General features: G+C 32.7%; 16 protein-coding genes and 6 pseudogenes. 13 read left to right on the top strand and 9 right to left on the bottom strand.

The annotated features are described in order from the left end of the window. The first annotated feature begins 366 nt into the window (after positions 1-366). The 3 genes and pseudogenes from B1B04_RS21640 (at position 367) to B1B04_RS21630 (ending at position 2,185) form a co-directional block, all read left to right on the top strand. The gene (locus tag B1B04_RS21640) at positions 367-738 is read left to right on the top strand and encodes a GntR family transcriptional regulator (protein WP_079563416.1); all 372 of its coding nucleotides are present in this window, start codon (positions 367-369) and stop codon (positions 736-738) included. A gap of 4 nt (positions 739-742) precedes the next feature. Continuing rightward, positions 743-1,606: an ABC transporter ATP-binding protein gene (locus B1B04_RS21635; RefSeq protein ID WP_079563415.1), complete on the top strand. Its 864-nt coding sequence runs from the start codon at positions 743-745 to the stop codon at positions 1,604-1,606. Continuing rightward, a pseudogene (locus tag B1B04_RS21630) lies at positions 1,599-2,185 on the top strand (ABC-2 transporter permease). Before B1B04_RS21635 ends, B1B04_RS21630 begins: the two are co-directional and overlap by 8 nt. A gap of 495 nt (positions 2,186-2,680) precedes the next feature. On the opposite strand, the gene B1B04_RS21625 reads toward B1B04_RS21630, so the two are convergent. Beyond that, positions 2,681-4,138 (bottom strand): sensor histidine kinase, encoded by a 1,458-nt coding sequence (locus B1B04_RS21625; protein ID WP_079563466.1) that lies wholly within the window; start codon positions 4,136-4,138, stop codon positions 2,681-2,683. A 13-nt stretch (positions 4,139-4,151) separates the two neighbouring features. Continuing rightward, positions 4,152-4,796 (bottom strand): response regulator transcription factor, encoded by a 645-nt coding sequence (locus B1B04_RS21620; protein WP_079563414.1) that lies wholly within the window; start codon positions 4,794-4,796, stop codon positions 4,152-4,154. Positions 4,797-5,201: 405 nt separating this feature from the next. Between B1B04_RS21620 and B1B04_RS21615 the strand changes: the two genes are divergently transcribed. The 3 genes and pseudogenes from B1B04_RS21615 to ltrA all read left to right on the top strand — a co-directional run bounded on the left by B1B04_RS21615 (position 5,202) and on the right by ltrA (position 11,014). Beyond that, positions 5,202-6,653: an ABC transporter permease gene (locus tag B1B04_RS21615; RefSeq protein ID WP_079563413.1), complete on the top strand. Its 1,452-nt coding sequence runs from the start codon at positions 5,202-5,204 to the stop codon at positions 6,651-6,653. Between the two features lie 11 nt (positions 6,654-6,664). After that, complete coding sequence (locus B1B04_RS21610) at positions 6,665-7,396, top strand: ABC transporter ATP-binding protein (RefSeq protein ID WP_079563412.1); 732 nt, start codon at positions 6,665-6,667, stop codon at positions 7,394-7,396. A 2,357-nt stretch (positions 7,397-9,753) separates the two neighbouring features. Next, positions 9,754-11,014: pseudogene (gene ltrA / locus B1B04_RS21600) on the top strand (group II intron reverse transcriptase/maturase). A gap of 351 nt (positions 11,015-11,365) precedes the next feature. Here ltrA and B1B04_RS21595 read toward each other — a convergent pair. The 4 genes from B1B04_RS21595 to B1B04_RS21580 form a co-directional block, all read right to left on the bottom strand. Next, the gene (locus tag B1B04_RS21595) at positions 11,366-12,703 is read right to left on the bottom strand and encodes a sensor histidine kinase (protein ID WP_079563410.1); all 1,338 of its coding nucleotides are present in this window, start codon (positions 12,701-12,703) and stop codon (positions 11,366-11,368) included. After that, a complete protein-coding gene (locus B1B04_RS21590; protein ID WP_079563409.1) occupies positions 12,700-13,338 on the bottom strand; it encodes a response regulator transcription factor in 639 nt (212 codons plus the stop codon). Before B1B04_RS21590 ends, B1B04_RS21595 begins: the two co-directional genes overlap by 4 nt. A gap of 11 nt (positions 13,339-13,349) precedes the next feature. After that, positions 13,350-13,922 carry a glycoside hydrolase family 73 protein gene (locus B1B04_RS21585; protein WP_079563408.1) on the bottom strand — a complete coding sequence of 191 codons (573 nt, stop codon included), beginning with the start codon at positions 13,920-13,922 and terminating at the stop codon, positions 13,350-13,352. A 206-nt stretch (positions 13,923-14,128) separates the two neighbouring features. Beyond that, a complete protein-coding gene (locus B1B04_RS21580; protein ID WP_079563407.1) occupies positions 14,129-15,385 on the bottom strand; it encodes a glycoside hydrolase family 5 protein in 1,257 nt (418 codons plus the stop codon). 372 nt (positions 15,386-15,757) lie between these two features. On the opposite strand from B1B04_RS21580, the gene B1B04_RS21575 reads away from it, so the two are divergent. The 4 genes and pseudogenes from B1B04_RS21575 to B1B04_RS21560 all read left to right on the top strand — a co-directional run bounded on the left by B1B04_RS21575 (position 15,758) and on the right by B1B04_RS21560 (position 20,273). Next, complete coding sequence (locus tag B1B04_RS21575; RefSeq protein WP_240518368.1) at positions 15,758-16,615, top strand: metallophosphoesterase; 858 nt, start codon at positions 15,758-15,760, stop codon at positions 16,613-16,615. Between the two features lie 285 nt (positions 16,616-16,900). Continuing rightward, a pseudogene (locus tag B1B04_RS26600) lies at positions 16,901-17,026 on the top strand (recombinase family protein); the annotation flags it as partial. A gap of 725 nt (positions 17,027-17,751) precedes the next feature. Beyond that, a complete protein-coding gene (locus B1B04_RS21565) occupies positions 17,752-18,432 on the top strand; it encodes a response regulator transcription factor (protein ID WP_079563405.1) in 681 nt (226 codons plus the stop codon). Next, positions 18,429-20,273, top strand: coding sequence for a sensor histidine kinase (locus B1B04_RS21560; RefSeq protein ID WP_079563404.1), 1,845 nt, complete (start codon positions 18,429-18,431; stop codon positions 20,271-20,273). The genes B1B04_RS21565 and B1B04_RS21560 overlap by 4 nt, the downstream gene beginning before the upstream one ends. A 78-nt stretch (positions 20,274-20,351) precedes the next feature. On the opposite strand, the gene B1B04_RS21555 is transcribed toward B1B04_RS21560, so the two are convergent. After that, on the bottom strand, positions 20,352-21,062 hold the full coding sequence (locus tag B1B04_RS21555; protein WP_240518363.1) for an N-acetylmuramoyl-L-alanine amidase family protein: 711 nt from the start codon (positions 21,060-21,062) through the stop codon (positions 20,352-20,354). Between the two features lie 490 nt (positions 21,063-21,552). Here B1B04_RS21555 and B1B04_RS21550 point away from each other — a divergent pair. Continuing rightward, positions 21,553-22,176: pseudogene (locus B1B04_RS21550) on the top strand (polysaccharide deacetylase family protein); the annotation flags it as partial. A gap of 558 nt (positions 22,177-22,734) precedes the next feature. Continuing rightward, positions 22,735-22,950 (top strand): hypothetical protein, encoded by a 216-nt coding sequence (locus B1B04_RS21545; protein WP_079563403.1) that lies wholly within the window; start codon positions 22,735-22,737, stop codon positions 22,948-22,950. A gap of 269 nt (positions 22,951-23,219) precedes the next feature. Here the strand turns inward: B1B04_RS21545 and B1B04_RS26770 are convergent. Both B1B04_RS26770 and B1B04_RS21540 read right to left on the bottom strand, forming a co-directional pair. Then, a pseudogene (locus tag B1B04_RS26770) lies at positions 23,220-23,420 on the bottom strand (hypothetical protein); the annotation flags it as partial. A 282-nt stretch (positions 23,421-23,702) separates the two neighbouring features. Continuing rightward, positions 23,703-24,041 (bottom strand): annotated as a pseudogene (locus B1B04_RS21540) (hypothetical protein); the annotation flags it as partial. Positions 24,042-24,335: 294 nt separating this feature from the next. Between B1B04_RS21540 and B1B04_RS21535 the strand changes: the two are divergent. Beyond that, a complete protein-coding gene (locus tag B1B04_RS21535) occupies positions 24,336-24,551 on the top strand; it encodes a hypothetical protein (protein WP_079563402.1) in 216 nt (71 codons plus the stop codon). Positions 24,552-24,755 lie beyond the last annotated feature (204 nt).

Raw genomic sequence — 24,755 nt, 5'->3', positions numbered from 1 at the left:
AAACGATTATAAATACGAGGCTCTGTAATTCGGTGCCTTGTATTTTTTTACGTGAAAATCCGGTAATTCAACATTTTAGAGGTCATGTGCAGACAAATTAATTAAGCGTATTAATTATATAACGTAGCGAGCGGCAAGCTGATTTTACATGTTTAACAATCATGTTGATCGATTGATAAAATTAACAAATTGCACTATCACTTTACTTCTTTATCTTAAAAATAGTTGCTCAATCCCGCTCATTAAATAAAATAGTTGCAATGTATATTGCAATGTGTAAAATGTGTATAAAGTGTATATATATTGTGTTATATTGAGTGTTTTACTAGTATGTTCTCAATCAACAAATGAAGAAGAGGGATTAGCATGCAAATCATTATTTCAAATAGTTCAAAGGAACCGATCTATGAACAAATTACAAATCAAATTAAGTCAATGATTTTAACAGGTGACCTCTTGGAAGGGACAGCATTACCCTCTATGCGTCAATTAGCAAAGGATCTACAGATTAGTGTGATCACAACCAAGCGTGCTTATGAAGAATTAGAGAAGGCAGGCTTTATTTATTCCATTGTAGGTAAAGGCTCTTTTATTGCGGAGCAAAATTTAGAGGTAATCAAAGAGAAAAAACTAAAAGTCATTGAAGAGCAGTTGAGTGCAGTCATAAAAAATAGCAGAGAAATAGGAATGTCACTTAATGAATTGCAAGAACTATTGAGTATTTTGAATGAGGAGTGAAGCAATGGAAAATGTCATTGAAATAAGTAATGTAAGCAAAAAATTCAAAGGTTTTTCTATTGATAATCTTGACTTGCAAGTGAAGAAAGGGTACATAACAGGGTTTATCGGGGCAAATGGTGCCGGAAAGTCGACAACAATAAAAATGATAATGAATTTATTGAAGCCAGATACTGGAGAGGTTAAACTTTTTGGATTGGACTACAAAACACATGAAAAAGAGATTAAAGAGCGTATTGGGTTTGTATATGATGAAAATGTATTTTTTGAAGGGTTGAACTTAAAGGATATAAGGAAAATTGTTGGTCCAGCCTATAGAAGCTGGGATGATGCACTGTTTTATCAATATGTAAAAAAATTCGATTTACCATTAAATAAACCTATAAAAACTTTTTCAAAAGGAATGCAAATGAAGGTATCTTTAGCGATAGCCTTGTCACACCACGCAGAGCTGATTATTATGGATGAGCCGACAGCAGGTTTAGACCCTATTTTTAGACGAGAGTTCTTAAATTTATTGCAAGAGTTTATGCTTGATGGTAGTCGTACTATCTTTATCTCTACACATATTACAACTGATTTAGATCGTATTGCAGATTATATAGCCTTTATGCAGAATGGAGAATTAGTATTTAATCATTCGGGTCATGATTTAGTCGAAAATTATGCCTTAGTGAAAGGAGGACTAGATCTTCTAGATAGAGACACTGAAAAAGCATTTGTGCGTGTTCATCGTGCATCAACGGGATTTGAAGCTTTAACGAAAGATAGAAGAACTGTCAATGAAATTTTCGGAGACAGTGTACTAATTGAACGTGCCTCTTTAGAAGACATAATGTACTACTTTAAGGAGTTGGACCATGCTTAATTTAATCAGACGTGATGTAATATTACAGAAGAAACATTTGCTGGTATTTATCCCCTTTATTTTAGTCTTTGTTATTTTTGACACATCACCAGTTTTGGTATTTCTCGTCGCTAGTATTTTTATCCCCTTTAATACGTATGGTTACGATGAGAAAGCAGAAACTGATATTCTATTAAATTCCTTACCGTATACTCGTAAAGAAATTATATCTCATCACGTTATATAGGTGCTATTGTTTATATGTCTTTATCTATTGCAGTAACGAGTTTAATCCTGTTTTTTTTTAATAAACCTTTTACAATTGTTGATATTGTAATCAGTAGCGGATTATTTTTATTATTTGTTGCTTTTACTTTTCCGTTATTCCAACTATTCAAGACAGGATACCTTACAGTAGTAGTCCTCATTGGCTTTGTTATTCTAACTAAAGTAACAGGGCCTATTGTGCCGTTTATAAGTGATTTTATTGTCAATAAACCTTTACAAATTTTTTATATGAGCGTGGTAATTACGATCATCACAATCTATGCTATTTCATGGGGAATTACTACGGCTATTTATCAGCGTAAAATATTCTGAATTTTTTTAAAAAAGGATTTTACTATCTTTAAAAGAGTTTTTCATTAACAGTTGAAGATGAAATTACTGATAAATATATTTTTACTTTTATATTTGTTGCATTTTTAATTGTTCATACATAAAAGATACAGGAGCAAATTATCATTGAAAAAATTTCGTGGGAAAAAGCGTTATTTTCATAATTTATCGATGGAACTGGACGTAGCGCACTATGATTTAGATTTTGGGGAATAAGGATGGTTTAATATTTGGCATACTCATCTTGATTATTATGCTTGATTTTGAAAACCTTTTGACAGAGTGAATCATCATGTAATGGACGCGCCGGTTCAATATTGTATTTTGGGAAGCATTACTAAAGGTGTGAAAAACTCCTTCTATCATTAAGGAATTATGAATTGTTTTTTTACACAAGATTATTTGAAAAAAATTGTGATGCTTATAAAAAATCCCCATCTCATTTCTGTAGTATGAAAAAAGATGGAGACCCTTTTTTTATTCGATGGATATTGGGATGGCAACAAAAAATAGTACACCTTGTTTGGTATTATTCATAGAATAAGTGATAAAAAGGGATTCAAAAATTTGTTTTACAATATATAATCCTAAGCCACTCCCCCCAGTATTTCGATTTCTTGACTTTTCGATTCGATAAAAGGGTTCAAATACGTGTTGTATGTTCTCTTCCTTAATTTCGACACCTGTATTAATGACTTGCATTTCGATATGATTTTGCTTAGATCCTTGGCTTAATTTAATATAGACCTTTTCGTTAAGAGGTGAATACATAATCGCATTATGAATGATGTTTTTACAAGCTTTTTCTAATAGAACACAATCCGTATAAACAAAAATGCCAGGATCAACTTCTTTTATTATTTGAATGCCTTTTTGGGAAGCAAAAAATTCGAGATCTTTTGTGATTGTATCTATTAACTTCGAAAGATTTACTTCTTCTACTTGTGGTTTAAAGGTATGTTGTTCTAGTTTTGACGTGCTTAAAATTTCACGAACTAGTTGTTCTATACTTTGAATTATTTGATGATTTTTTATTAAATATTGGTCACGATTTTGATAAGGGCCGATATTATATATCATCCCTTCTACGTAACCTTTCATTACAGTAAGAGGCGTTTTTAATTCATGTGCTACAATAGCAAAGAATTCCCTTCGCTTTGTTTCTACTTCTCTTTCTTTTTCAATATCACTTTTCAATTGCTGATTCGCTTTTTGTAAGTCAAGAATTGCTTGTTGTAAATTTATGGACATATCGTTCAAACTATTGGACAATTCCCCTAATTCATCCATAGAACAAATCTCAATTTTTTTAGAGAAATCCAAGTTCGCCATCTTTTGTGCACCTTCATTAATATAAATAAGAGGTTTTGTAATAAACCTTGAATAGAAATAAGCACTTCCTACACCAATAATCAGTACAATGATACTAATATAAGGAAGAAAACGTACCAAGACCTTTGAAGCTTCATTGATTGGTTGAAATGTTGCGAACACTATAAGCGTTAAGTTAATATCTTTGAATTGTATTGGAATGGAAATCTCATATGAATTACTAGGATTATCTAACCTCCTTGAAGGTATTCCTTTAACAAAACTTTTTGCTTGAGTACTTCCTTGAATAAAACTTCCTTGAATAGAACTTTGAAGAATAGTAAAAGAAGGAGAATAAATAATTGTTCCTTCATTATTTTGAAGGAAGATCATTGCGTTATTCTTTTGTGCGTATTCATCAAAAAGTGGTATTGCATTTTGAAACGAAATAACTTTAGATTTATTTATTATTTCTTCGATTCCTATTTGGAGCTGATCGGTTTTGTATTGCTCATGAAATTTAGGGAGAAAGAAGTATAAAGTTAAATAAATCAGGGTTGCAAAGGCAAACAAAATGAGTGATGTAGTTATAAAGAGTTTGTAGGTAATTCGCTTCATCTTCAAGGTTTTTAAGAGTTTATTCATCGATTTTATAACCAATGCCCTTTACTGTATTAATATAAGATGTACCTAATTTTTTTCGTATGTTTTTAATATGTGTATCAATCATTCGAGTTTCTCCGTGATATTCGTATCCCCAAACCTTTTCTACGATGCTTTCTCTTGTGAGTACCTTTTTCTCATTTCGAAGTAGTAACTGTAGAATTTCGAATTCTTTTGTCGTTAAGGGAGTTTCCACCTCATTTACATATACTTTATATGCATCGCAATCAACATGTATCTCGAAATGATTATTTATACTTTGATTATAGCTTCTTCTCAGTACTGCTTCGATTCGTCTCATCAAAACATGAAAAGAAAAAGGTTTCGTAATATAATCATTGATTCCAAGATTAAAGACTTTCACTTGATTTTGTTCATCTTCTAATGCTGTTAGCATAAAAATGGCTACAGTCGACTGACTTCTAATCATTCTGACTACTTCAAATCCATTCAGGTTTGGCATCATTACATCGAAAAGAATTAAATCAAAGGATTGTTTATTAAATTGTTTCATTCCCTCTAATCCAACTTCAACTATATACTGTTGTGTCATTAAGAATTGTTTAATTAATTCTTGAATTTCTTGATCATCTTCTACCACTAGAATAGGATAGTTCATCTTTATATCACCTCTCGTAGCAATTATATCCTTCTAATCTGGAGTTGATGTGGAGATGTATTAGAATACAATGAAATACTATAAAAAATTTACTGGAAAACTATATTTATTTCATACTAGCTCCAGATTCAAGAGACATGTTTTATACATAAAGACACAAGACAGAAGGAGATAACAAAAATTAAAGTCAGCACCGTACATAAATAAGTACGCAAGTGTAAGGTAGGAAATGTAATGAAGCAATATTCTAAATGCATATCAAAAAGGATTGCGATTTACCTTAAATGACTTACTTTTATAAATGGAACAAGTGTTTTTTTACATCTCTAGGTAAACTCCTGATTAACTCCATACAAACTCCAGATAGCATATTTAGAATAACAACTATCAAGGAGGTTAGGAAAAATGAATTTTATAAAACGAGCAATTCTTAGTATGAAAAAAAGAATAGGAACATCATTAATTTTGATGGCAGTATTCCTGATTGTTACAAATTTAGTGCTGGGAGGATTCGCGATCCAAAATGCATCACAAAAAGCTGCTGATTCAGCAAGAAAAAAACTTGGCGCAGATGTTACTTTAGGTCTTGATTTTGATAAATTAGGAAAACAAGCAAGGGAAACTGGCGAAATGCCTATTGTGCCAGATCTCAACATAAAAGAAGCAGAGCAGTTAGCGAAGTCCCAGTATGTAAAAGACTATAATTATATAACTAGTACTTTGGGAATTTCGGAGGGGCTTAAATTAGTAGGAGCTCCAGAAGAAGGAGAAGACGACGGAGGAGCAGGAGCAGGCAGAGCGGGAATGGCGGGTGTACGAGGAGGGTCAGCAGGTTCAGCTATAGAAATAGATATGAATTCTTCTTTTATGATAGAAGGAGTTCGGAAGACTTTATTACAAGAAAGTTTTAAAAATGGAAAAAGTAAAATCATTGATGGGAAACCAATTACAGAAAAAATGGAAGATAAGAATGTAGCTTTAATGGAAAAAAGATTAGCGGAACAAAACAAATTAAAAGTAGGAGATAAAGTTAAAATTCAATCAGGGGATAAGAAGAAAACCCTTGAAGTTGAAATTATTGGTATTTATGAAACGGCAGAACAAGGACTGGGCCAAAATCCCCCTCCTATAATGGATCCAGCTAATAAGCTATATATGCCTCACTCTACTTTAAAAAAATTAGAAGCAGATGAAGGTAATATAAGTAGTATTCAAGTCGTGTACTTCATGAACGATCCACTAGACATTGATGCATTTAAAAAAGAAGCAAAACAATCTGATATTGATTTTAAGTATTTTAAGTTAGACGCACATGATTCATTGTACAAACAAATGATTGGTCCTATCGAAAATATCTCTTCTACTTCTCAAATGATTATCTATATTGTATCTATTGCAGGTGCTATTATCTTAGGATTAATCATTATGTTATCGATTAAAGCACGTCGTAAGGAAATGGGAATTCTATTGTCCATTGGAGAGAAAAAATGGAAACTGATGGCGCAGTTCATGGTGGAAGTAGTATGTATTGCTATTTTAGCATTTGCATTATCTCTAGCAACAGGAGCTAAAGTTTCTCAATTTATAGGGGATAGCTTACTTTCGAGCGAAATTGCTACAGCAAGCGAAGAAGAAGAAAATCCGCAAAATAGTAGTACAGTTATGGTATCTGGACCTGGTGGTACGCTACAAAATGACACAGAAGATCCAATTGATGAAATTGATGTAAGTATAACAGGAGCGGATTTAGGAAAAATGGGGGGAATTGGACTAGCTATTGCTATATTAGCCACTCTTCTTCCAGCATTATCTATTCTGCGTTTAAATCCAAAACAAATCCTTTTAAAAGATGAATAAGGAGGCTCGATATGGAGACGATTTTACAATTTAAAAACTTAGATTATTATTATGAAAGTAACGGAAAAAAAGTAACGATACTAGAGAATGTTAATTTTTCTTTTCAAAAAGGGCTTTTCTATACGATTTTAGGGCCATCTGGATCTGGTAAAACTACAACTCTTAGCATAGGTTGTGGGCTGGATATACCTAAGAATGGTTATGTACTATATAATGGCAAGGATATTCGAAAAATTGGTTTGGATCGATACCGTAATCAAAATGTATCTGTAATTTTCCAATCCTATAATTTGATTACCTATATGACTGCTCTTCAGAATGTACTAACGGCAATGGAAATTACAGGTGTGAAGGTACAAAATAAAAAAGCAAGAGCATTAGAATTACTAGAGAAGGTAGGACTCACAGAAGTAGAAGCGAAACGCAACGTTTTGCAACTAAGTGGCGGGCAACAACAACGTGTAGCAATTGCTCGAGCACTATCTTGCAATGTGGATTTACTTATTGCTGATGAACCAACAGGAAACCTTGATGGAGAAACAGCAAAAGAGATTATTGAGTTGTTTCAGGAGCTCGCCCATCAAGAGAGTAAATGTGTAATTGTTGTTACGCATTCACAAGAAGTTGCAAAAAAATCGGATCGAGCAGTTTACTTAAGCAAAAAGAAGTTAGAAATAAAAGATATGAATAACCCCACTAAAGAAAAGTCGAAAAATATTAACTGTAACCCTATTGTAAAATAACATTTAAAGTGACCCTGAAAAGTTAGAATTGGTTATTTTATATGAAGTTTGCCCAAAATTAGTCTGGTAAGGTGTTGCACCCAAAAAGTTAGTGTAATAAATCTGAACTGCGCCCCAATCGTTAGACACACTCTAACAATTGGAGGTGCAGTTTTTCTATAGGTAAATTTACTGCTGAGGAAAAATAAGAAGCTGTTTTATGCTATTTAAGCAGCAAAGAAAGTTATAGAGAAGTTGGGAATCAATCAGTGTAGATCATAAATCAATCGTTAATTGGGTTAAACAATACGAACATAACGGCGTAAAAGTTTTTTGAAACCATATACAACGAGGGAAGATAGAATTTTCCTTAAAGGAAGTCCGTAGAATTACAAATGATTTACATCAAAAGGGAATATATCCAAGCCCATTTAAAATAAAGCAGGAATTAAATTCTTCTGATTCTTTATTTCTATAAATGGAAGTAAGAGAAGGGGGGAAAGAGATAGTAACTCATCTAGGATATAAATAAAAAGAATTAATTACATATAATAAAAATATGCAATTAATTCTTTTTGAAAGCAGGACTAAAATGTTAACCAAGAATGGAAAAACTTAATTAAGATATTCCTTAAAAGGTGAAGAAATAGAATTAACAGTTACAGAAAGAACACTTAGAAATTGAGTAAAAAAATACGAAGCCGCAAAAGAGTTGCATGGAAATGGATTTGTAGGTCTTCTCCCTCAAACTAAAAAAGAGGAAATAGAAATTCAAAGTCACCCCAAGATACTATTGAGTTAATGAATAGAATTATAAGATAGTTATGAAACAATTAAACTAAAATCTGCAAAACAAGTTTATCGCGAATTACTTGTTAAATGCGAGGAATTCAATATTGATATTCCTTCATATCAAACTTTTTGTAATGCGATTAATAATCGTTCAAAATATGAAGTTGAAAAGTTTTTGAAATACACTTAAAAACTTGGAATATGGATGTGCAATATTTATGATAAGTTCAAGCTTCCAAGTTCATACAAGCCTCCACTTTATAAGCCTTTCGAAAATGAAATTTCAGCTGTAAAAATCACCTATTTAGATTTAACTAATATAGGAAAAAAACTTACGTGCGTTAATTTGTAAAGATGATAAGGTGAAAAATGGAATAAATATCCAAGTCTGTGCATTAATGGAATATGATAATTCTCAACTATTATTAAAAGATAATGTGCTTATTTTAGAGTTAGATGAACTCTGAGGATATAGTAGTAATTTTTACTTTTAATACGAAATACTTTGTTTGCACTTTATAGAAAACGCAATTTTTTACTGAAGCAGATTATGATAAGTTTTAAATAAGGGACATATGAATGTACAATTCAATATGGCGAAATTACTAAAATTTTGATTGATATACAGTTTAAAAAAGATACAACAGATAAGTTAAATTTATGAAGGATTGAACGACTAAAGCTTTACGTTCAACCCTTCTATTTTCGTTTTGAAGCGGAGAATATCAACCGTTTATGGACTCCTGCAAGTATTCATGTAATTTTTTGTATGGATTAAATCATTAAATTTCCTAAAGTTAGAATATAAAGCAAAACACTTCCTAAAGTAAGGAAATAAAGAATAACATTTCCTAAAGTCGAGATATCTATTGAGAAAAAAATTACCTATACATATATAATTTCCAACAAATTTATTGCTATAAATCCTTACTACTCTTATGGTTTATATATCGGAAATTTTATCCTTTATGTCACATATCCGTCTTTGACTTAAAGAATAAAATTTCCATTCGGAAACTTTATTCTTTATTTGTGCGCCCGGCATGCGTATGAACTATAGGGTGAAAGTCCCGAACCCCGAAGGCAGAAGTAGAGGTCAGCCAAGAGCAAGGGTGTCCGTGGTGACGCGGAATCTGAAGGAAGCTGGAGGCAAAACACCGGTCCGAGGAACACGAATCTCATATAAGGCTAGGTATGATTGGATGAGTTTGCAATTCAAAACAAAGTCCTTTCTGTCGAAGGTCATATCGAGTAAATGAGGCGGATAGATGGTGTGAAAGTGCATGTGCTTACCCGGGGAGGTCTGATGGAAACGTGAAGTACCCTTCATAAATTACTTGGTGACAAGTAGCTGAACCATCAGAAGTCAGCAGAGGTCATAGTACGATTGGGTCTAGAACTAATCGGAAGGGCTGAACAACTAAGAGAGAATAGCCCTTGGCATTCCACCTTGAATGAATAAACACAGAAAACAGGGAAACCTCACGCTTAGAAAGTAATGGTGAAGTCCATGAGGGTATTTGCAGAGGGTGTAGTTCAGGTGGGCATAAGAAGACAATCTATTCACGGAAAGGAACGAAATGGTGATGTTGAATCAAATTCTAGCACGTCCGAAAATGATACAAGCATTAAAGCGAGTGGAAGCGAATAAAGGAAGCCAGGGAGTAGACATGATGCCCGTACAAACCTTACGTCAGCACATCCTCGAAAACTGGGAATCCATTAAAGCGCAAATTCTAACGGGAACCTATGAACCGCAACCAGTACTTCGTGTCGAAATCCCGAAACCAGACGGCGGTGTGCGTCTATTAGGAATCCCAACCGTGACAGACCGTTTGATTCAACAAGCTATATCGCAGATATTATCAAAGGAATATGACCAAACTTTCTCGGACAGCAGTTATGGATTCAGACCAAATCGGAGTGCTCATGACGCAGTCCGAAAAGCGAAGGGTTATATGAAAGAAGGATATCGTTGGGTTGTGGATATGGATTTAGAGAAATTCTTTGATAAGGTCAACCACGACTGATTAATGGCAACATTGGCGAAAAGAATTCACGATAAATCATTATTAAAACTTATCCGTAAATATCTCCAAGCAGGTGTCATGATAAATGGAGTTGTTTCAAGTACAGAGGAAGGAACACCGCAAGGTGGACCATTAAGTCCACTTCTTTCTGATATCGTGTTAGATGAGTTTGATAAAGAGTTAGAGAAACGTGGTCATAAATTCGTTTCGCTACGCAGACGACTGCAATATCTATATGAAGAGTAAACGTGCGGGAGAGCGTACAATAGTAAGCGTACAGCGATTCGTCGAAGGAACACTACGCTTGAAAGTGAATGAGTCCAAATCAGCGGTAGACCGACCATGGAATCGAAAATTCTTGGGTTTTAGTTTTTCGTACCATAAGGAACCAAAAGTTCGAGTAGCGAAAACAAGCCTTCAGCGAATGAAGAAGAAAATACGAGAAATTACCTCTAGAAAGATGCCATTTCCAATGGAATATCGTATCAAGAAATTAAACCAATATCTAATTGGGTGGTGTGGATATTTTGCGCTCGCAGATACCCCTTCAGTATTCAACAGATTAGACAGTTGGATTAAGAGAAGGTTGCGAATGTGTCTTTGGAAGAATTGGAAGAAACCCCGAACCAGAGTCAGAAACCTCATTCGTTTAAAAGTTCCATACGGAAAAGCATACGAATGGGGAAATACTCGAAAGGGATACTGGCGCATCTCAAAAAGCCCCATATTACACAGAACCCTCGGCAATTCCTATTGGGAAAGCCAAGGGCTGAAAAGTCTGCAAGTTCGTTACGAAACTTTGCGTTATTCATCTTAATTGAACCGCCGTATACGGATCCGTACGTACGGTGGTGTGAGAGGTCGGGAGTTAATCACTCCCTCCTACTCGATTGTGATTTTAAATATATATCTTTGCCGCGTTGGCAAGGATATACTTAATCTTATTTTAGGGAAGATTATACTTAAAAAGTAAGCTTGTAATCAAATTACGAATATTAATAACTTGTCATCTCCGAAACGATTGACAGATGAATGTATTGCTTAAGTTTTGGCGATGACTCAGTATGCAGGGGATGTCATGCTCGAAGCAGGCGAGCTTTTATTAAAGTTCATTTTAGACAATAAAATAACTAATGCTAAAAAATATACTCCTGATGGTACTAAGATATCATGATTTACCAAAATCGATTTTAAATTTGATATTACCATTAGAAAGGGTAGCTTGCGTTTTATATCCTAATTGTTCAGCAAGGCTTTTAACAGTTGCAAGTCCGAGCCCAGTACCTGAAAAGTTCTTGTCACGAGAACTTTCTCCAACATAAAAAGGTTGCCATATTCTAGAAATATCTGTAAGCGTAGTATCATTACTAATTTCAAATACACCGTCTTGGTGAAAGATAATTTGAATTTGATTCTCAGAAGCGTATTTGACAGCATTACTAATCATATTTTCAAAAATGAAACGTACTTTATCTTGCTCAGTCGTCAGCATAAATTCAGTAACTTCAGTTTTAAAATAAATTTGTTTTTCCCTTTGTATATGTCGATAATTATCCAATAGCTCATTAATCAACATAATTAAATCAAAGTTAGTTTTATTTGAATCGTTTTCTTCTGTTTTGGCGAAATAAAGCATATCTGTTATTATTTTTTCCATTCTATCAACTTGCTTGTTAATGGTTGTAAGATAAGTTCCATCATCCATACCATCTTCAATTCCACTGGAATATACTCTAACTAATGCTAAAGGAGTTTTAAGCTCATGAGTTAAACCAATCATAAATTGCTTTAAGTCAATGTTCCGTTTAGATAAATCCTGTTGCGCTTTTTCGAGTGCCTTACTCATTTTATTAATACTTTTTGCAAGGTCCTCAATTTCATCTCCTGTTCGAATTTCAGCCTGTTTAAAATCCAACTCGCCAATTTCTTTTGCAACCTTTTTAAGTTCATTTAACGGTCTTGTTAGTTTTCGGGATAGAAAGGCAGTAATTATAATAATCACTAAGATACTGACTATCAAAAAGAAGATGTTAAAACGATTAATAAAATAGGCTATATCAATAAAATTAGCCATAGAGGCTCCAATCATAATTAGCTGATTACCTTCTTTTGAATAATGTGCGATAAAACTGGACTTTTGTTTTCCCTGATTGTAAACCTTGCCCACAATTTTATCCTCATTAACTTTTTGTAATACTTCTTCAGAAACCCAAAATTTATTAAGTGCAATATGTTCTCTTGCAAGTTGCTGTTTTAAATTTTCATTCAGGACATTAATATTATCTTCTAGCGATACTGAAAGAATAGTTACATCAAATCGATGCTCCACCAAACTCTTATCCTCAAATTCCTGGTACACTGAAAAAGCATTAGTTACGTTTTTGTTCAATTGATGAAGATAATACCTCGGTAGAAAAAAATGACTTACCGCAAGTGAGATGCTAAATGTGATGATAACAACAAGAGTTATATATATCGTTAATTTTGTTCCAATTTTTCTTTTCATTCCCTTGTACTATATCCAACGCCTCGATGTGTTTGGATAATATCCTCTCCAATTTTTTCACGTAGACGTCGAATATGTGTATCTACTGTCCGTGGATCACCCTCATAGTCTATACCCCATATTAAATCAAGTAGTTGATCTCTCGTTAATATTTGTCTTCTATTTTGGCTAAATATACGTAAAAGCTCGAATTCAGTCTTTGTTAAAATCAATTCTTCTCCAGATTTCCATACGCGTTTGCTAGAAATATCAAATGAAACATCGTTTATTCGTTGAATGGATTCCATTTGCAACAATTTTTTTGCCCTCATTAATAAAACTTTTGGATAAAATGGTTTATTTACATAATCATCAGCGCCATCAGATAGAGCGATAAATTCATCCTCTCCTGTATCTCTAGCTGTTAGTATCAATACTTTAATTTTTTGATTCTTCTTCATTTCGCGGCAAACGGTAATCCCATCTTTTTCTGGCATCATCCAATCCAAAATGGCCAAATCAATTTTTTCATTATAGAAAATATCAAGTGCCTCTGAACCATTTGTAGCCGTAAATACCGTAAAGCCTTCCTTTTTGAAATAACTTTGTAAAATCCTTAACATATCTAGTTCATCATCAGCGATAAGTACATTCATATATTTATCTCCTAATTGTCATATTTCTCTAAATTATACTGTTCTATAATAGCAATTAATTTTTCTGGATATATAGGGTCTGTGGCATAATGATTTTTCTTCAAGGCATGTGCTGCTTCCTGATAATTCGCTGCAGCAAGAACATCATAATATTGATGCTTATTCCAACTCGTTCCTTCTAAAAATAATTTAGTATGGTCAATTAAGGCACTTTTCAAATCTGGATAAGCTCTAAATTCAGCTTCTATTGTATAACTTTTATTATTTTTATATTCAATAGTTGCCATTTTTACTGACATGCCATTGTAGCTACCTTTTATCCCAAATAAATTATTTGCTTTTACAGCCAATTCACTTTCACCATAATTTGATTCTAATATAGCCTGAGCTATTATTATGCTCGGTAATACTCCTCCTGTTTGTTGGTTTAATTCTACAGCTATAGGAGCGATTTCATCTATAAAACGAATTTCTCTATTTTCTTTCTGAAATGGTCTTATAAAAAAAACAGAAAGTAAAGCTAAACTAACTACTAGAATAATTATAAACACATTGTATTTTTTATATTTGCAGATTCTTTTCATTATATAACCTCTTTTTAAATGAATTTATTACATGTATTTTAAAAGAGGAATGTTACAGTCATTTTACAAAAGAATAAGATTAGATGAAAAACCTTTAATATCATTAATGAATACTTTGTTCGCTTCTTTCTAAAAAAAGTAGTACAAACTATAGTTTGTACTACTAATAAATAATTTTTACTAAACCTATGTGTAAAAGAATAAGGTTATTTGTTCAGTCCTTTTTTCAATGCATCCCAAATCGAATTATCAACCTCTATATCTTTTCTATCCGGTAGTTTGCCATTATCCTTAGCTTTCCAATAGGCCTCCTTGACTGGCTGACTTCCTAATTCAAAATCCATACCTTCCCACGTATCTTCACGAAATGCATAAAATGCCCAGTGCCAGCCATAATCATCGAAAATATCGATTAAATCCTTTATATATTGATCGGCACCGCCAACCATTCGGTTAATTCCAAACTCTTCAGCAATAATTCGGTTGTTTGGTATATTGTGTTGCTCTGTCCATTGTACAACTGGTTCTAAAAAATCTTTCAATGCAGCTTTATCGAACATTTTTTCTGCTTGATCTTCACCAACCTTTACCTTACCAGGATAAGTGTATGTGAATCCTTTTTTTCTATTTTGGCTTGTCATTTCATAAGGTTCATACATATGGAAAGCATATAACACATTATTGTCATCTATTGGTTTTAAATATTTAATCGCCCATGGAGTGGCAAATAAACCTGAATCTAAAATAATTGGTGTGTCAGAATCTACAATTCGTATCGAATCTACAATTGTTCCATAAAGCAGGTTTAAATCTGCAGGAGTATTTTCCAATTTGTTGTACCATTTGTTATAATCTTCAGTCCAAAAATCATTAAATCCCGTAGCTGTTTCAGGGTGTGGCTCATTCACTACGTTATATCCAACCACTGCAGGATGATCTTTCAAACGGAAGGCAAGATCTTTCCAAAAAAGTGCTGCTTGCTCATGATATTTAAAGTCTTGCCAAATACGGTCGTCATTTTCATAGTTATTAAACTGCCTCCAACGATTTCCTGGAAGACTTAGAACAGTCAGTACAACTTTTGACCCTCTTGCATATGCTGCATCCAAATCCTCTTTTAACTTTATAAAATCTTCTTCAACAATTCCCTCATATTGATCTGCATTACCGATTAAGAAATCCTTATTAGGACTAGGGTCAGGTTCGTCATTAAATAAGAAGCCTCTATCTTTTGCCCATTTATCAGGTGCTAAACGGATAAATTCAATATTGAATCCATTCGCTTCTTCATAATTTTTCGGTAAAGAAGAAGAATTCATAAAGTTTGTTCCTTTTCGTTGTTCAGTCCAAAAATCATTCTCTACCTCCTTAACTTCCTGTATTTCATGTTTCTTTTCTTGCTCTAAGGAACTACAACCAGCAGCAAGTGCTACTGTTAAAAAACACCCAAGGGAGGCTATCATTTTGAATTTTCCTCTCAGCCATTTCCTTTGATTTATTTCTCTCATATTATCACCTCGTTATATATACTACTGAACCAATGTTACGTGAAAGTGACAAATAAGCAGAGTTTAACAAGGGGTATTCAATAGGGGAGAGATAGCAATTTTAGTTTGTTATTAAATTGCTAATCGTGATTGATTCTTTGAATCTCTTTTATATAAATCTCCAAAATGACAACTTCCTGTAACAATAAGATGCTACAACATTAAATAAATTGTAGTTTTTTATGATAAATATAGAGGTGACAAATGAAAGGTAATACGAAAAACACACAAAAAAATAGGGTATCAATGGTGAAATTAATCACTCCATTGAAGCCGTTAATAAGAAGGATGTTTCAACAGAAAATTAAGTGGAAATGTGTTATTTCCCTTATAATCTTCATTTTTCCTATCGCTACTTATTTATACGCGTCCCACTTTGAAACAAAATCATTGTCTATTACATGGACTGATATCAAAAATCCTAATATTCCTGAAAGTTTTCAAAATGTAAAGATTGTGCAATTCTCTGACACACACTTTGGACCGAATTTTTCTCATAAGCAGCAGAAAATGCTAATCGATCAAATAAATGAAATTAACCCCGATATTGTAGTCTTTACAGGTGATTTAATTGACAAGTTTCATGAGTATACTTCCGAAAGAAAATACTCACAAACTATTTTGTCCCAAATTCACGCACCTCTTGGAAAATATGCAGTGTTCGGTAATCATGACCGTGGAGGCGGCGGAGGGTATTTGTACGAACAGTATATGGAGGAAGCGGGTTTTACAGTTTTAGTTAATGAAACTATAAAAATTAAGGCAAGCAATGATGACTATATTACGATTTCTGGTCTTGATGATTTTTTACTTGGCAAGCCAAAAGTGCAGCATACCCTTCAACACTTACAAGAGAAGGACTTTAACATATTGTTAGTGCATGAACCCGATGCAGTAGATGAAGTCCTTAAGTATTCAGTTGATTTTCAAGTATCTGGTCACAGTCATGGAGGACAAGTACAACTTCCATTCATTGGCCCTATTATCACTACTTCATTAGCAAAACAATATGTAGAAGGCATGTATTCATTAAAGGGGAAATCAAAACCATTGCAGTTGTATGTAAATCGAGGTATTGGTACAACAAGAATGCCTATACGCTTCTGGAGTAAGCCAGAACTTTCTGTTTTTTTATTAAAAAATTGAAGCTATCCGCAAGATCTCCTTTCCGTTTAATCTGGGAGAATAAATAAGGTTGGTTTTTAATGTGCCCCGGCATGCGTATGAACTATAGGGTGCAAGTCCCAAACCACGAAGACAGAAGTAGAGGTTAGCCAAAAGCAAGGGTGTCCGTGGTGACGCGGAATCTGGAGGCAAAACACCAGTCCGAGTAACACGAATCTTATATAAGGCTAGGTGATAAAGAGTTTCATCGAAGAAGAGTACAGTCGCCCAGGAGCAGAAGAGAATCTAAAAGTTGGAGACGTGAATCAAGCGTGGAAAAATCATAAAATTACTGCAGTAGAGGCAATACAAAAAGTAGGGATGAAGAGTAATACATTTTATAGAAGAGTCAAAGAATATGAATATTATTTACAAGAAAGCAATCTTTCTTAAAATAAGAGGTTGCTTTTTCTTATTTCCCCTTTTTGAGGAAGGAGGTAAAGATATAATATCCCGAATTACTTTCTATCTTATTCCTCCTCTAGGATATATGGTGACTTTTAAGCATATGTAAACATCCTCTTCTGGACGTGGGAAAGGGATAGGAACTGAACTTAAACGATGGGCAACATCGTGCAAGAGAATGCGGTTGTCACTTGGTTCAATGCTTTACTTGTTTCTGAACGAATAGGTATTATAGCACCGCACGATGGATTAAAAATGAAACTTTAAAATTTCTCTTATTCAGCTAAAGGGGATGTTCGTATTAGTTGAACATCTTTGAGCTGCCTAAACGGCTCCTTTTTTATTCAACTGGGGAATCAGATGGAACTGAACTTCAATAAATTGGGCATCTGTTCAGTAGGGGAAAAAGCTGCCGCCAGCAAAGTACAGGCAGGAGCTTCAACAAGTTGCCTAACTTCATTTTACAAGTTCTTCACAAAGGGTGCATTTTATTTCTCAACAGCTTTTTATTAGATATCCAGAAAAGAATGAATTATTTGCATAGATTTTACCTGATATGAAGATTAAATAAAGATATGGCAATGACGTTGATTCAACTTACTTACTCGCTTAATATGGACATGTAAAGTTCATATAAATAGATTAAATGTTACTTACATTTAATCTTGGTTAGAATGAACTTAGAATATTAAATAATTAAGCAGGGGATAAAAATGATTGATCCAATATTAATTATAGAAGATGAGGATATTTTACGAGAAATTCTTAAAGATTATTTTCTAAATGCAGGTTATTCGGTTTTAGAAGCTAAAGATGGTGAAGAGGCACTAAAGGTATTTCAAGAAAATGAGCTTAGTTTAATTATATTAGATATTATGCTACCTAAATTAGATGGATGGACTATTTGCCGACGAATTAGAAAAACTTCAAATATCCCAATTATTATGTTGACTGCTCGTACAGATGAAGATGATACATTATTAGGTTTTGAATTAGGAGCCGATGATTATGTAACGAAACCTTACAATCCACTAGTTTTATTAGCACGTGCCAAAAGGTTATTACATCAACGGGAACAGAAAAATGGTGTAGTAGGTGATTATCTAGAAAGCGGCGGCATTAAAATTTATATTCCGTCTAGGACAGTACAAGTAAATAATGAAGAGATTTCATTAACGCATACAGAATATGAAATGCTATTGTATTTAATGGAAAATAAAGGGATAGTTATAACTAGAGAGCAGCTTATAACAAAAGTATGGGGTTATGAACATATTGGAGATGACCGAACGATTAATAGTCACATGCGAAACTTGCGAAACAAATTAGGCGACCATTCCACATGTATAAAAACGATTGTTCGAACAGGTTATAAATTTGAGGAAATACGATGAAAAGAGGAATTGTATTTAAGTTGTTTTTATTAACAACAATGCTTTGTATACTTATATTGGCTACCATTTTTGTCGGACAAACAATATTCTTCAAACAATTTTATATGAATAAAAAAGTAGAAGATTTAGAATCCAATTTAACTGTATTTGAAAAAGAATATCGTAAAAATAGTAACGACATTGCAAAAATTCAGCAGCTTGAAAGAGATTTTGCTGAAAAAAATAATGCTTGGATTACAATATTGGATCAGTATGGTCTTTTAAAGCATGAGGATGATTTCTACATTGAAATACAGTTAAATGAGTATTATCAAAAACTAATTGGTATGAAAACAACTAAAGTTCCTTTATATATGATTGATGAGGATAATTCGGTCCAGTTGTCGGAATCATTATTGAAGAACAGTCAAGTATATATAATTGGATTCTTGAAAGAGTCGCAAATAATTCCAATCGAAATAATGATTGAACCAGCCGAAATAAATATTAATAATGAAGCGGATAGTAGAAATCAAAATATATTGGCAAAATCTTTTACTTTCACAAATAATATGCTCTATGAAAAAATAGGAGGAACTAGGGAAAATTTAAAAGAAGTATTTATATCTAATGAAAATTCTGATTTGGTTAATCTAGGAGGGGAAATTATTAATATTCAACTTCCAGAAAGTAATGATTTATCCAACGTCATTTATTCTAATTCATTATTTTTAGAGCAAATTAAAGATTTTCAAAATAAGTTATTATTAGATAAACTTGATTTTCCTAATTTCACTACACAACTAATTAATTATGAACAAAATGATATTAAATATAAGATTTTAATTGCAAAATCAGATGAAACGAATTCATATATATTTTCAATGACTTCGCTACAACCAGTTGATGAAGCTGTGCAAATGATTGAAGAATATTATATTTACATTGTTGCTTTTGTTTCTTTATTAATATTATTGGCATCTTATTACTATTCAATAAAAATTGCAAAGCCATTATTAAGGATTACTCATACAACGGAGAAAATAGCGAATTTAGATTTTTCTGAGACAATTGCTGTTCATTCAAATGATGAAATTGGAAATTTATCGAGGAATATCAACTTACTTTCGAACGGGTTAAGTATGTATATTGAACAGTTACAGCAAGACATTGAAAAGGAAAAAAAGCTAGAAAATACGCGTAAAGAGTTTATTTCTGGTGTATCACATGAATTAAAAACACCTTTAAGTATTATGAAAAGCTGTATAACAATATTGAGAGGGAATGTTGCAAAACATAAGAAAGAGTATTATTTCGATGCATTGGAAAAAGAAGTTGATAAGATGGATTTATTGATTATCGATATGCTTGAATTAGCAAAGTATGAATCGGGAACATATAAAATGAAAATAGATTCTTTTTATATTCATTCACTATTAGAAGAGATTTGCGAAAAATTAATGCCTGAAATACAACAAAAACAATTGCAAGTTGAAACCCATGTATCACAGATTAAAGTAGAAGCCAACAAACGCCATATCGAACAGGTTCTTACGAATTTTTTGACAAATGCTATCCGATATTCTCCTTTGCAAGAAAGAATAATTTTGGCGTTGGAGGTGAAAGGAGAACTGGTGAAAATAAGTGTGGAGAATAAAGGTGCTCATATTGAAAAAGAACATCTAGAGAAAATTTGGGAGCGCTTTTATCGGATTGATGCTTCTAGAAAAAGGTCAGACGGTGGTACTGGCTTAGGACTGGCAATTTCGAAAAATATATTAATGCTACATGGGGTAGAATACGGTGTTTGCAATACAAATAATGGCGTACAGTTTTATTTTTATCTACCAATTAAAGAGTGAAAAACAGCTCATACAAACGGTTTTATAAACCATTCGTATGAGCTGTTTTTTATGGAGCTACATAATTTCATATTGTTTTTATTTTGTAAAGAATTCAATTATCCCATCTACGATAGATATAGCAGTTTTGCTTTGAAAATCTTTAGAAACCATTCGGATTTCATCTTCTTTATTTGACGTAAAGCCCAGTTCTAGTAATACTGCAGGAGCAGAATTGTTCTTTAAAACATAAAAATCACTGTCTTTTACACCACGATTTTTGGCATCATTACTTTGCCTAAAGATAGATGTTAGCAGGATTTTAGCTAAATTTTCACCCTTATTTTGATGTGAGCTGTAATGAACAGTTATTCCGTTAACACTAGGATCGGTAAAAGCGTCGTGATGAATACTAATATACAAATCAGCTGAAGCATCATCGGCAATTTGAATTCTTTTTTGTAAAGCTTCTATTTGATTACGCCCTAAATCTATATCTTTATCACGTGTTAGGATGACTGTTGCGGCTGTTCTTTTTTCAAGCTCCTGCTTAATATTTAGTGCTACTGTAAGATTCACCTCTTTTTCTCTTGTTCCATAGGTTAAGCCAGTTGTGCCAATATCAACGCCGCCATGGCCAGGATCAATCACAATGTTTTTTCCTTCTAATAAATCAATGGTACTACTTTCTACTATAGTATTGTCAATTTCAATTATCTCAGCACGATTACCTTGAGTAACATACATTAGATAAACAATACTAGCACAACTAATAGATACTAAAAGATACTTCCAACTATTTTTCTTCATTTTTTTCATACTCCAACTATTAAATTCAACTGCTTAACGTGAACCAATAGTAAGATACCTAGATAAAGATAAAATGAAGAAAGGATAAATATGAAGTAAAACTAATTCCTGACTGTGCTTTAGGTTCAAAGATAAATCGATGAACCGTTGAGAAAGGAAAGTTATCATACACCATTCAATTAAATAGAGTCAGTAATCTTCTTTAATTTAACTCGACACAATCTGCATTTTATCTTTATATTGTTCAATTAAACTAACTTTTGAAGAGGAGAGGTTGAACAATTTGAAAACAAAAACATCACGAAAAATTATCATGAAAAGTTGGATAATAATAGGAATGGTTTTAACTACTATTCTAATGTTCTATATGAGAGAGAAGCCCGAAGCATCATCTGTCAAAATAATTGCAACGGAACAAAGTAAACAAATAGCACCAAAGGAACAAAGTGAAGTCATAAAAGAGGAGCCTAAAATAGAGAATAAACTATCGATTAAACCCGTAGGAAAAGTTGTATATCTAACATTTGATGATGGTCCTAGTCAATTGACGGGACGATTTTTAGATGTATTAAAAGAACATGATGTAAAAGCAACTTTTTTTATGCAAGGGGTTAATTTACAGAATACGAATTTACAAGACAATGTAAAACGAGCTACGTCTGAAGGGCATTATGTAGGAGCACATAGCATGACACATAATAGTAAACGTTTGTACACAGACGGTAAATTTGTACAAGAAATGAATGAAACAATTGCTATAATTCATGATCTTACAGGTGAAAATCCTAAATTAGTTAGAGCTCCATATGGTTCAGTTCCAGGCTTAGATAATGAACAACTGCGCAACCAAATTGTAGAAGCGAATATTAAAGTATGGGATTGGACAATTGATTCTTTAGACTGGAAATTGAAAAATAACCCATATCAAATTGTAGAAAACGTTAAAAATGGAACTTCGAGAGATATAGAAGTTGTACTCATGCACGAAGTAAGTCAAACACTTCAAGTACTTCCAAACATTATTTCTTTTTATAAGGAAAGAGGGTATAAGTTTGGGGTTTATAATGACTTCCTTCATTTCCCTTTAAATTTCCACAACGATAAACGATTGTGAAAAATTTAGGTGGATGTATTATATAAATCAATAAAATTGAGAATACGAGGTGACGTGTCTAACTAGTGTGTCAAAAAAGTATAATAAAGAATTTAAACAAACGGTAGTTTCACTTTTTCACTCGAGTACAATTGTCAATCTACTTTCTAGAGAATGATGGCGTGTCATTGTACCACCTAATGACAATTCATAAAAGCGACTTCGCATTCTAAGTTGCGATTAGAATTCGAAATTGAATAGGATTCATCTTTTTAAATTCTGTTGGAGGTTTCATTCCGAATTCACCTAATCTTGATTTTATCTGTACATTGTTCTGCAATAATTATTTATGTTGTACAAATAAATGAAAAGAGGGATTAAAATGAGTAAAAAGAATTTATTCATTGCACTTGGTATTTCAACAGCATTTTAAGTAGGCGCTGTGGGTATACCTACGCTAAACAAATTCAGAAAGAAGAGTTAGTAAAACCCGTATAAATAGTCAACACAAAAACGGATGATACAACAAAATAAGAAAGTAAAGAGCTATCAACTCAATATAGTTTTACTGATGAGGATTTGTTTACAACGAATGATCAGCCTGATTACTTTGCTAATGCATTCTTAAATAATAAGGACCTATTTTCTTTATTAAATATGAATACAACAGAATTAAAACAAGAATTGATAACTGGTAAATCGGTTGTAGAAATTGCATCATCTAAGAATGGATCTACACAAGAAGTGATTGTGGATATTGCTAAAGCACAAAAAGAGGTGCAGTTTAAAGGATGAGAAACAAAAGAAACGATAGAAGAATATTCTAAATGTATCGAAATAATAGTATTACAAGTAATTGAGTACAAATAAACGGTAATAAATTTTCTTACCACTTTAAAAACATATCAAACCGGTGATATCATTAATTATAGAATTAGTAAGGATACAGATTATACAAATGGTTTTGTTAACCCTTTGTATAATCTGTTCTTTTTATAAAGTTACATGAACTCATTTCTGGCACGAATTGAAAAGTGCCATTAAAGATAGATATTACATTTTCTTTAAATCATTGATAAAAAGCGTTTTACAAATTTGATGCTGGGAGGATGCGCTATCCAAAATGCATCACAAAAAGTTGCTGATTCAGCAAGAAAAAACTGGGCGGGAAATAACATTATTTTAGCAATAGTTAGTCCAATCCCCAACATTTTTCCTAAATCCCCACCTGTTACACTTACATCAATTTTATCAATTGGATCCTCTGTTTAACCAATACTTTCGGAATTTCGGATGGGCTTAAATTAGTAGGAGCTTTAGAAGAAGAAGAGGCAAGTTGAGCGGGAATAGCGGGTGTACGAGGAGAATCAGGTTCAGCTACGGAAATAGATTTGAATTAAGTCATAATATATAAAGGGTGATACATATTAGTCAAATATAATATGTATCACCCTTTTACTTTTTGCTCAGTAATCGCGTTTTATTGGTATATTATGTTATTATCGATGTTTATCTTGTCATTTTATTACTGATGAGTTAATTTATTTTTACCATGGAGTTTCAGTTTTATGCTCGATGACATGTATCACTTTTGGTTCAATATTTTTTAACATTTGCTCATATTGTTTACTATCGACATTTTCACCCTGAAATTGTACATCAGTCTGTGTTTTTGAAATGACATTAATTACTTGTTGTTTAGTAACGTTTTTAGAAGCTGCAATCTCCACTACAGATTTTCCTGTTGCCAATTCTTGTTTTAATTCTTGTGCGTTTATTTTTAATAAAGACAATAAAATTTCATCGTTCAAATAAAAGTCTGCAGTATAATCAGGTTTACCGTTTAAAGAAAATAAACCTTCGACTTTAATATTTGAAGGTGTAGGTTTACCTTCTAATACTTTTTGGATTTCTTCAGGGGTTGGTTCTTTAATTGTTTGAATTTCTTTAGGGATTGGTGCTTTAATAGAATTTACAGTTTCTATCGACTCATTTATTTCTTTTTTTTGAGTAGCATAGGCACTGCCAGCTCCTAGTAATAATGCTGTTGACATTCCAAGTACAGTGAATAATTTTGTCTTAGGATTTAACATTTTAAAACCTCTTTTCATTGTTCTATTGGGTGTTACAAGTTCTAATATAAACGCAGCATATAAAGATGAAGTGAAGATGATATAAAGTTGAAATCAAACTTTATTCTTCCACTAATCGATGCTTCAAAAGATTTGGATCCATTAGTGAAACAATTGTCGAATAGAATAGCAACCGTGTTAGAAGCTAATGAGTTAAAGGAGAAAGCTAAATCTGAATTTGAGATGATGTTAAAGGAGTTAAGTAGTTACGAAAGTGATATTAATTTTCTAATCAGAGATATTGAAGAAATGCTATCTTATTAAATCTTTTTATCGAGGGTACCGTATTAAGTAATAACTTATAAATTAATTAAATAATGCTATAAAACAAGTATTTTAAATTTAAAAGTTCTTTTTAATGCCTTCCACAATTATTGAAGTGACCCCTAAAAGTTAGACACGGTTATTTCATTAGGCAGCTTGAGTAAAATGAGTTCGGTATTGAACCGGACTCATTTTTAATTTTGC

The sequence above is a fragment of the Lysinibacillus sp. KCTC 33748 genome, from assembly GCF_002237755.1.
Taxonomy (GTDB): domain Bacteria; phylum Bacillota; class Bacilli; order Bacillales_A; family Planococcaceae; genus Lysinibacillus.
This window is presented reverse-complemented; position numbering and strand designations above follow the sequence as displayed.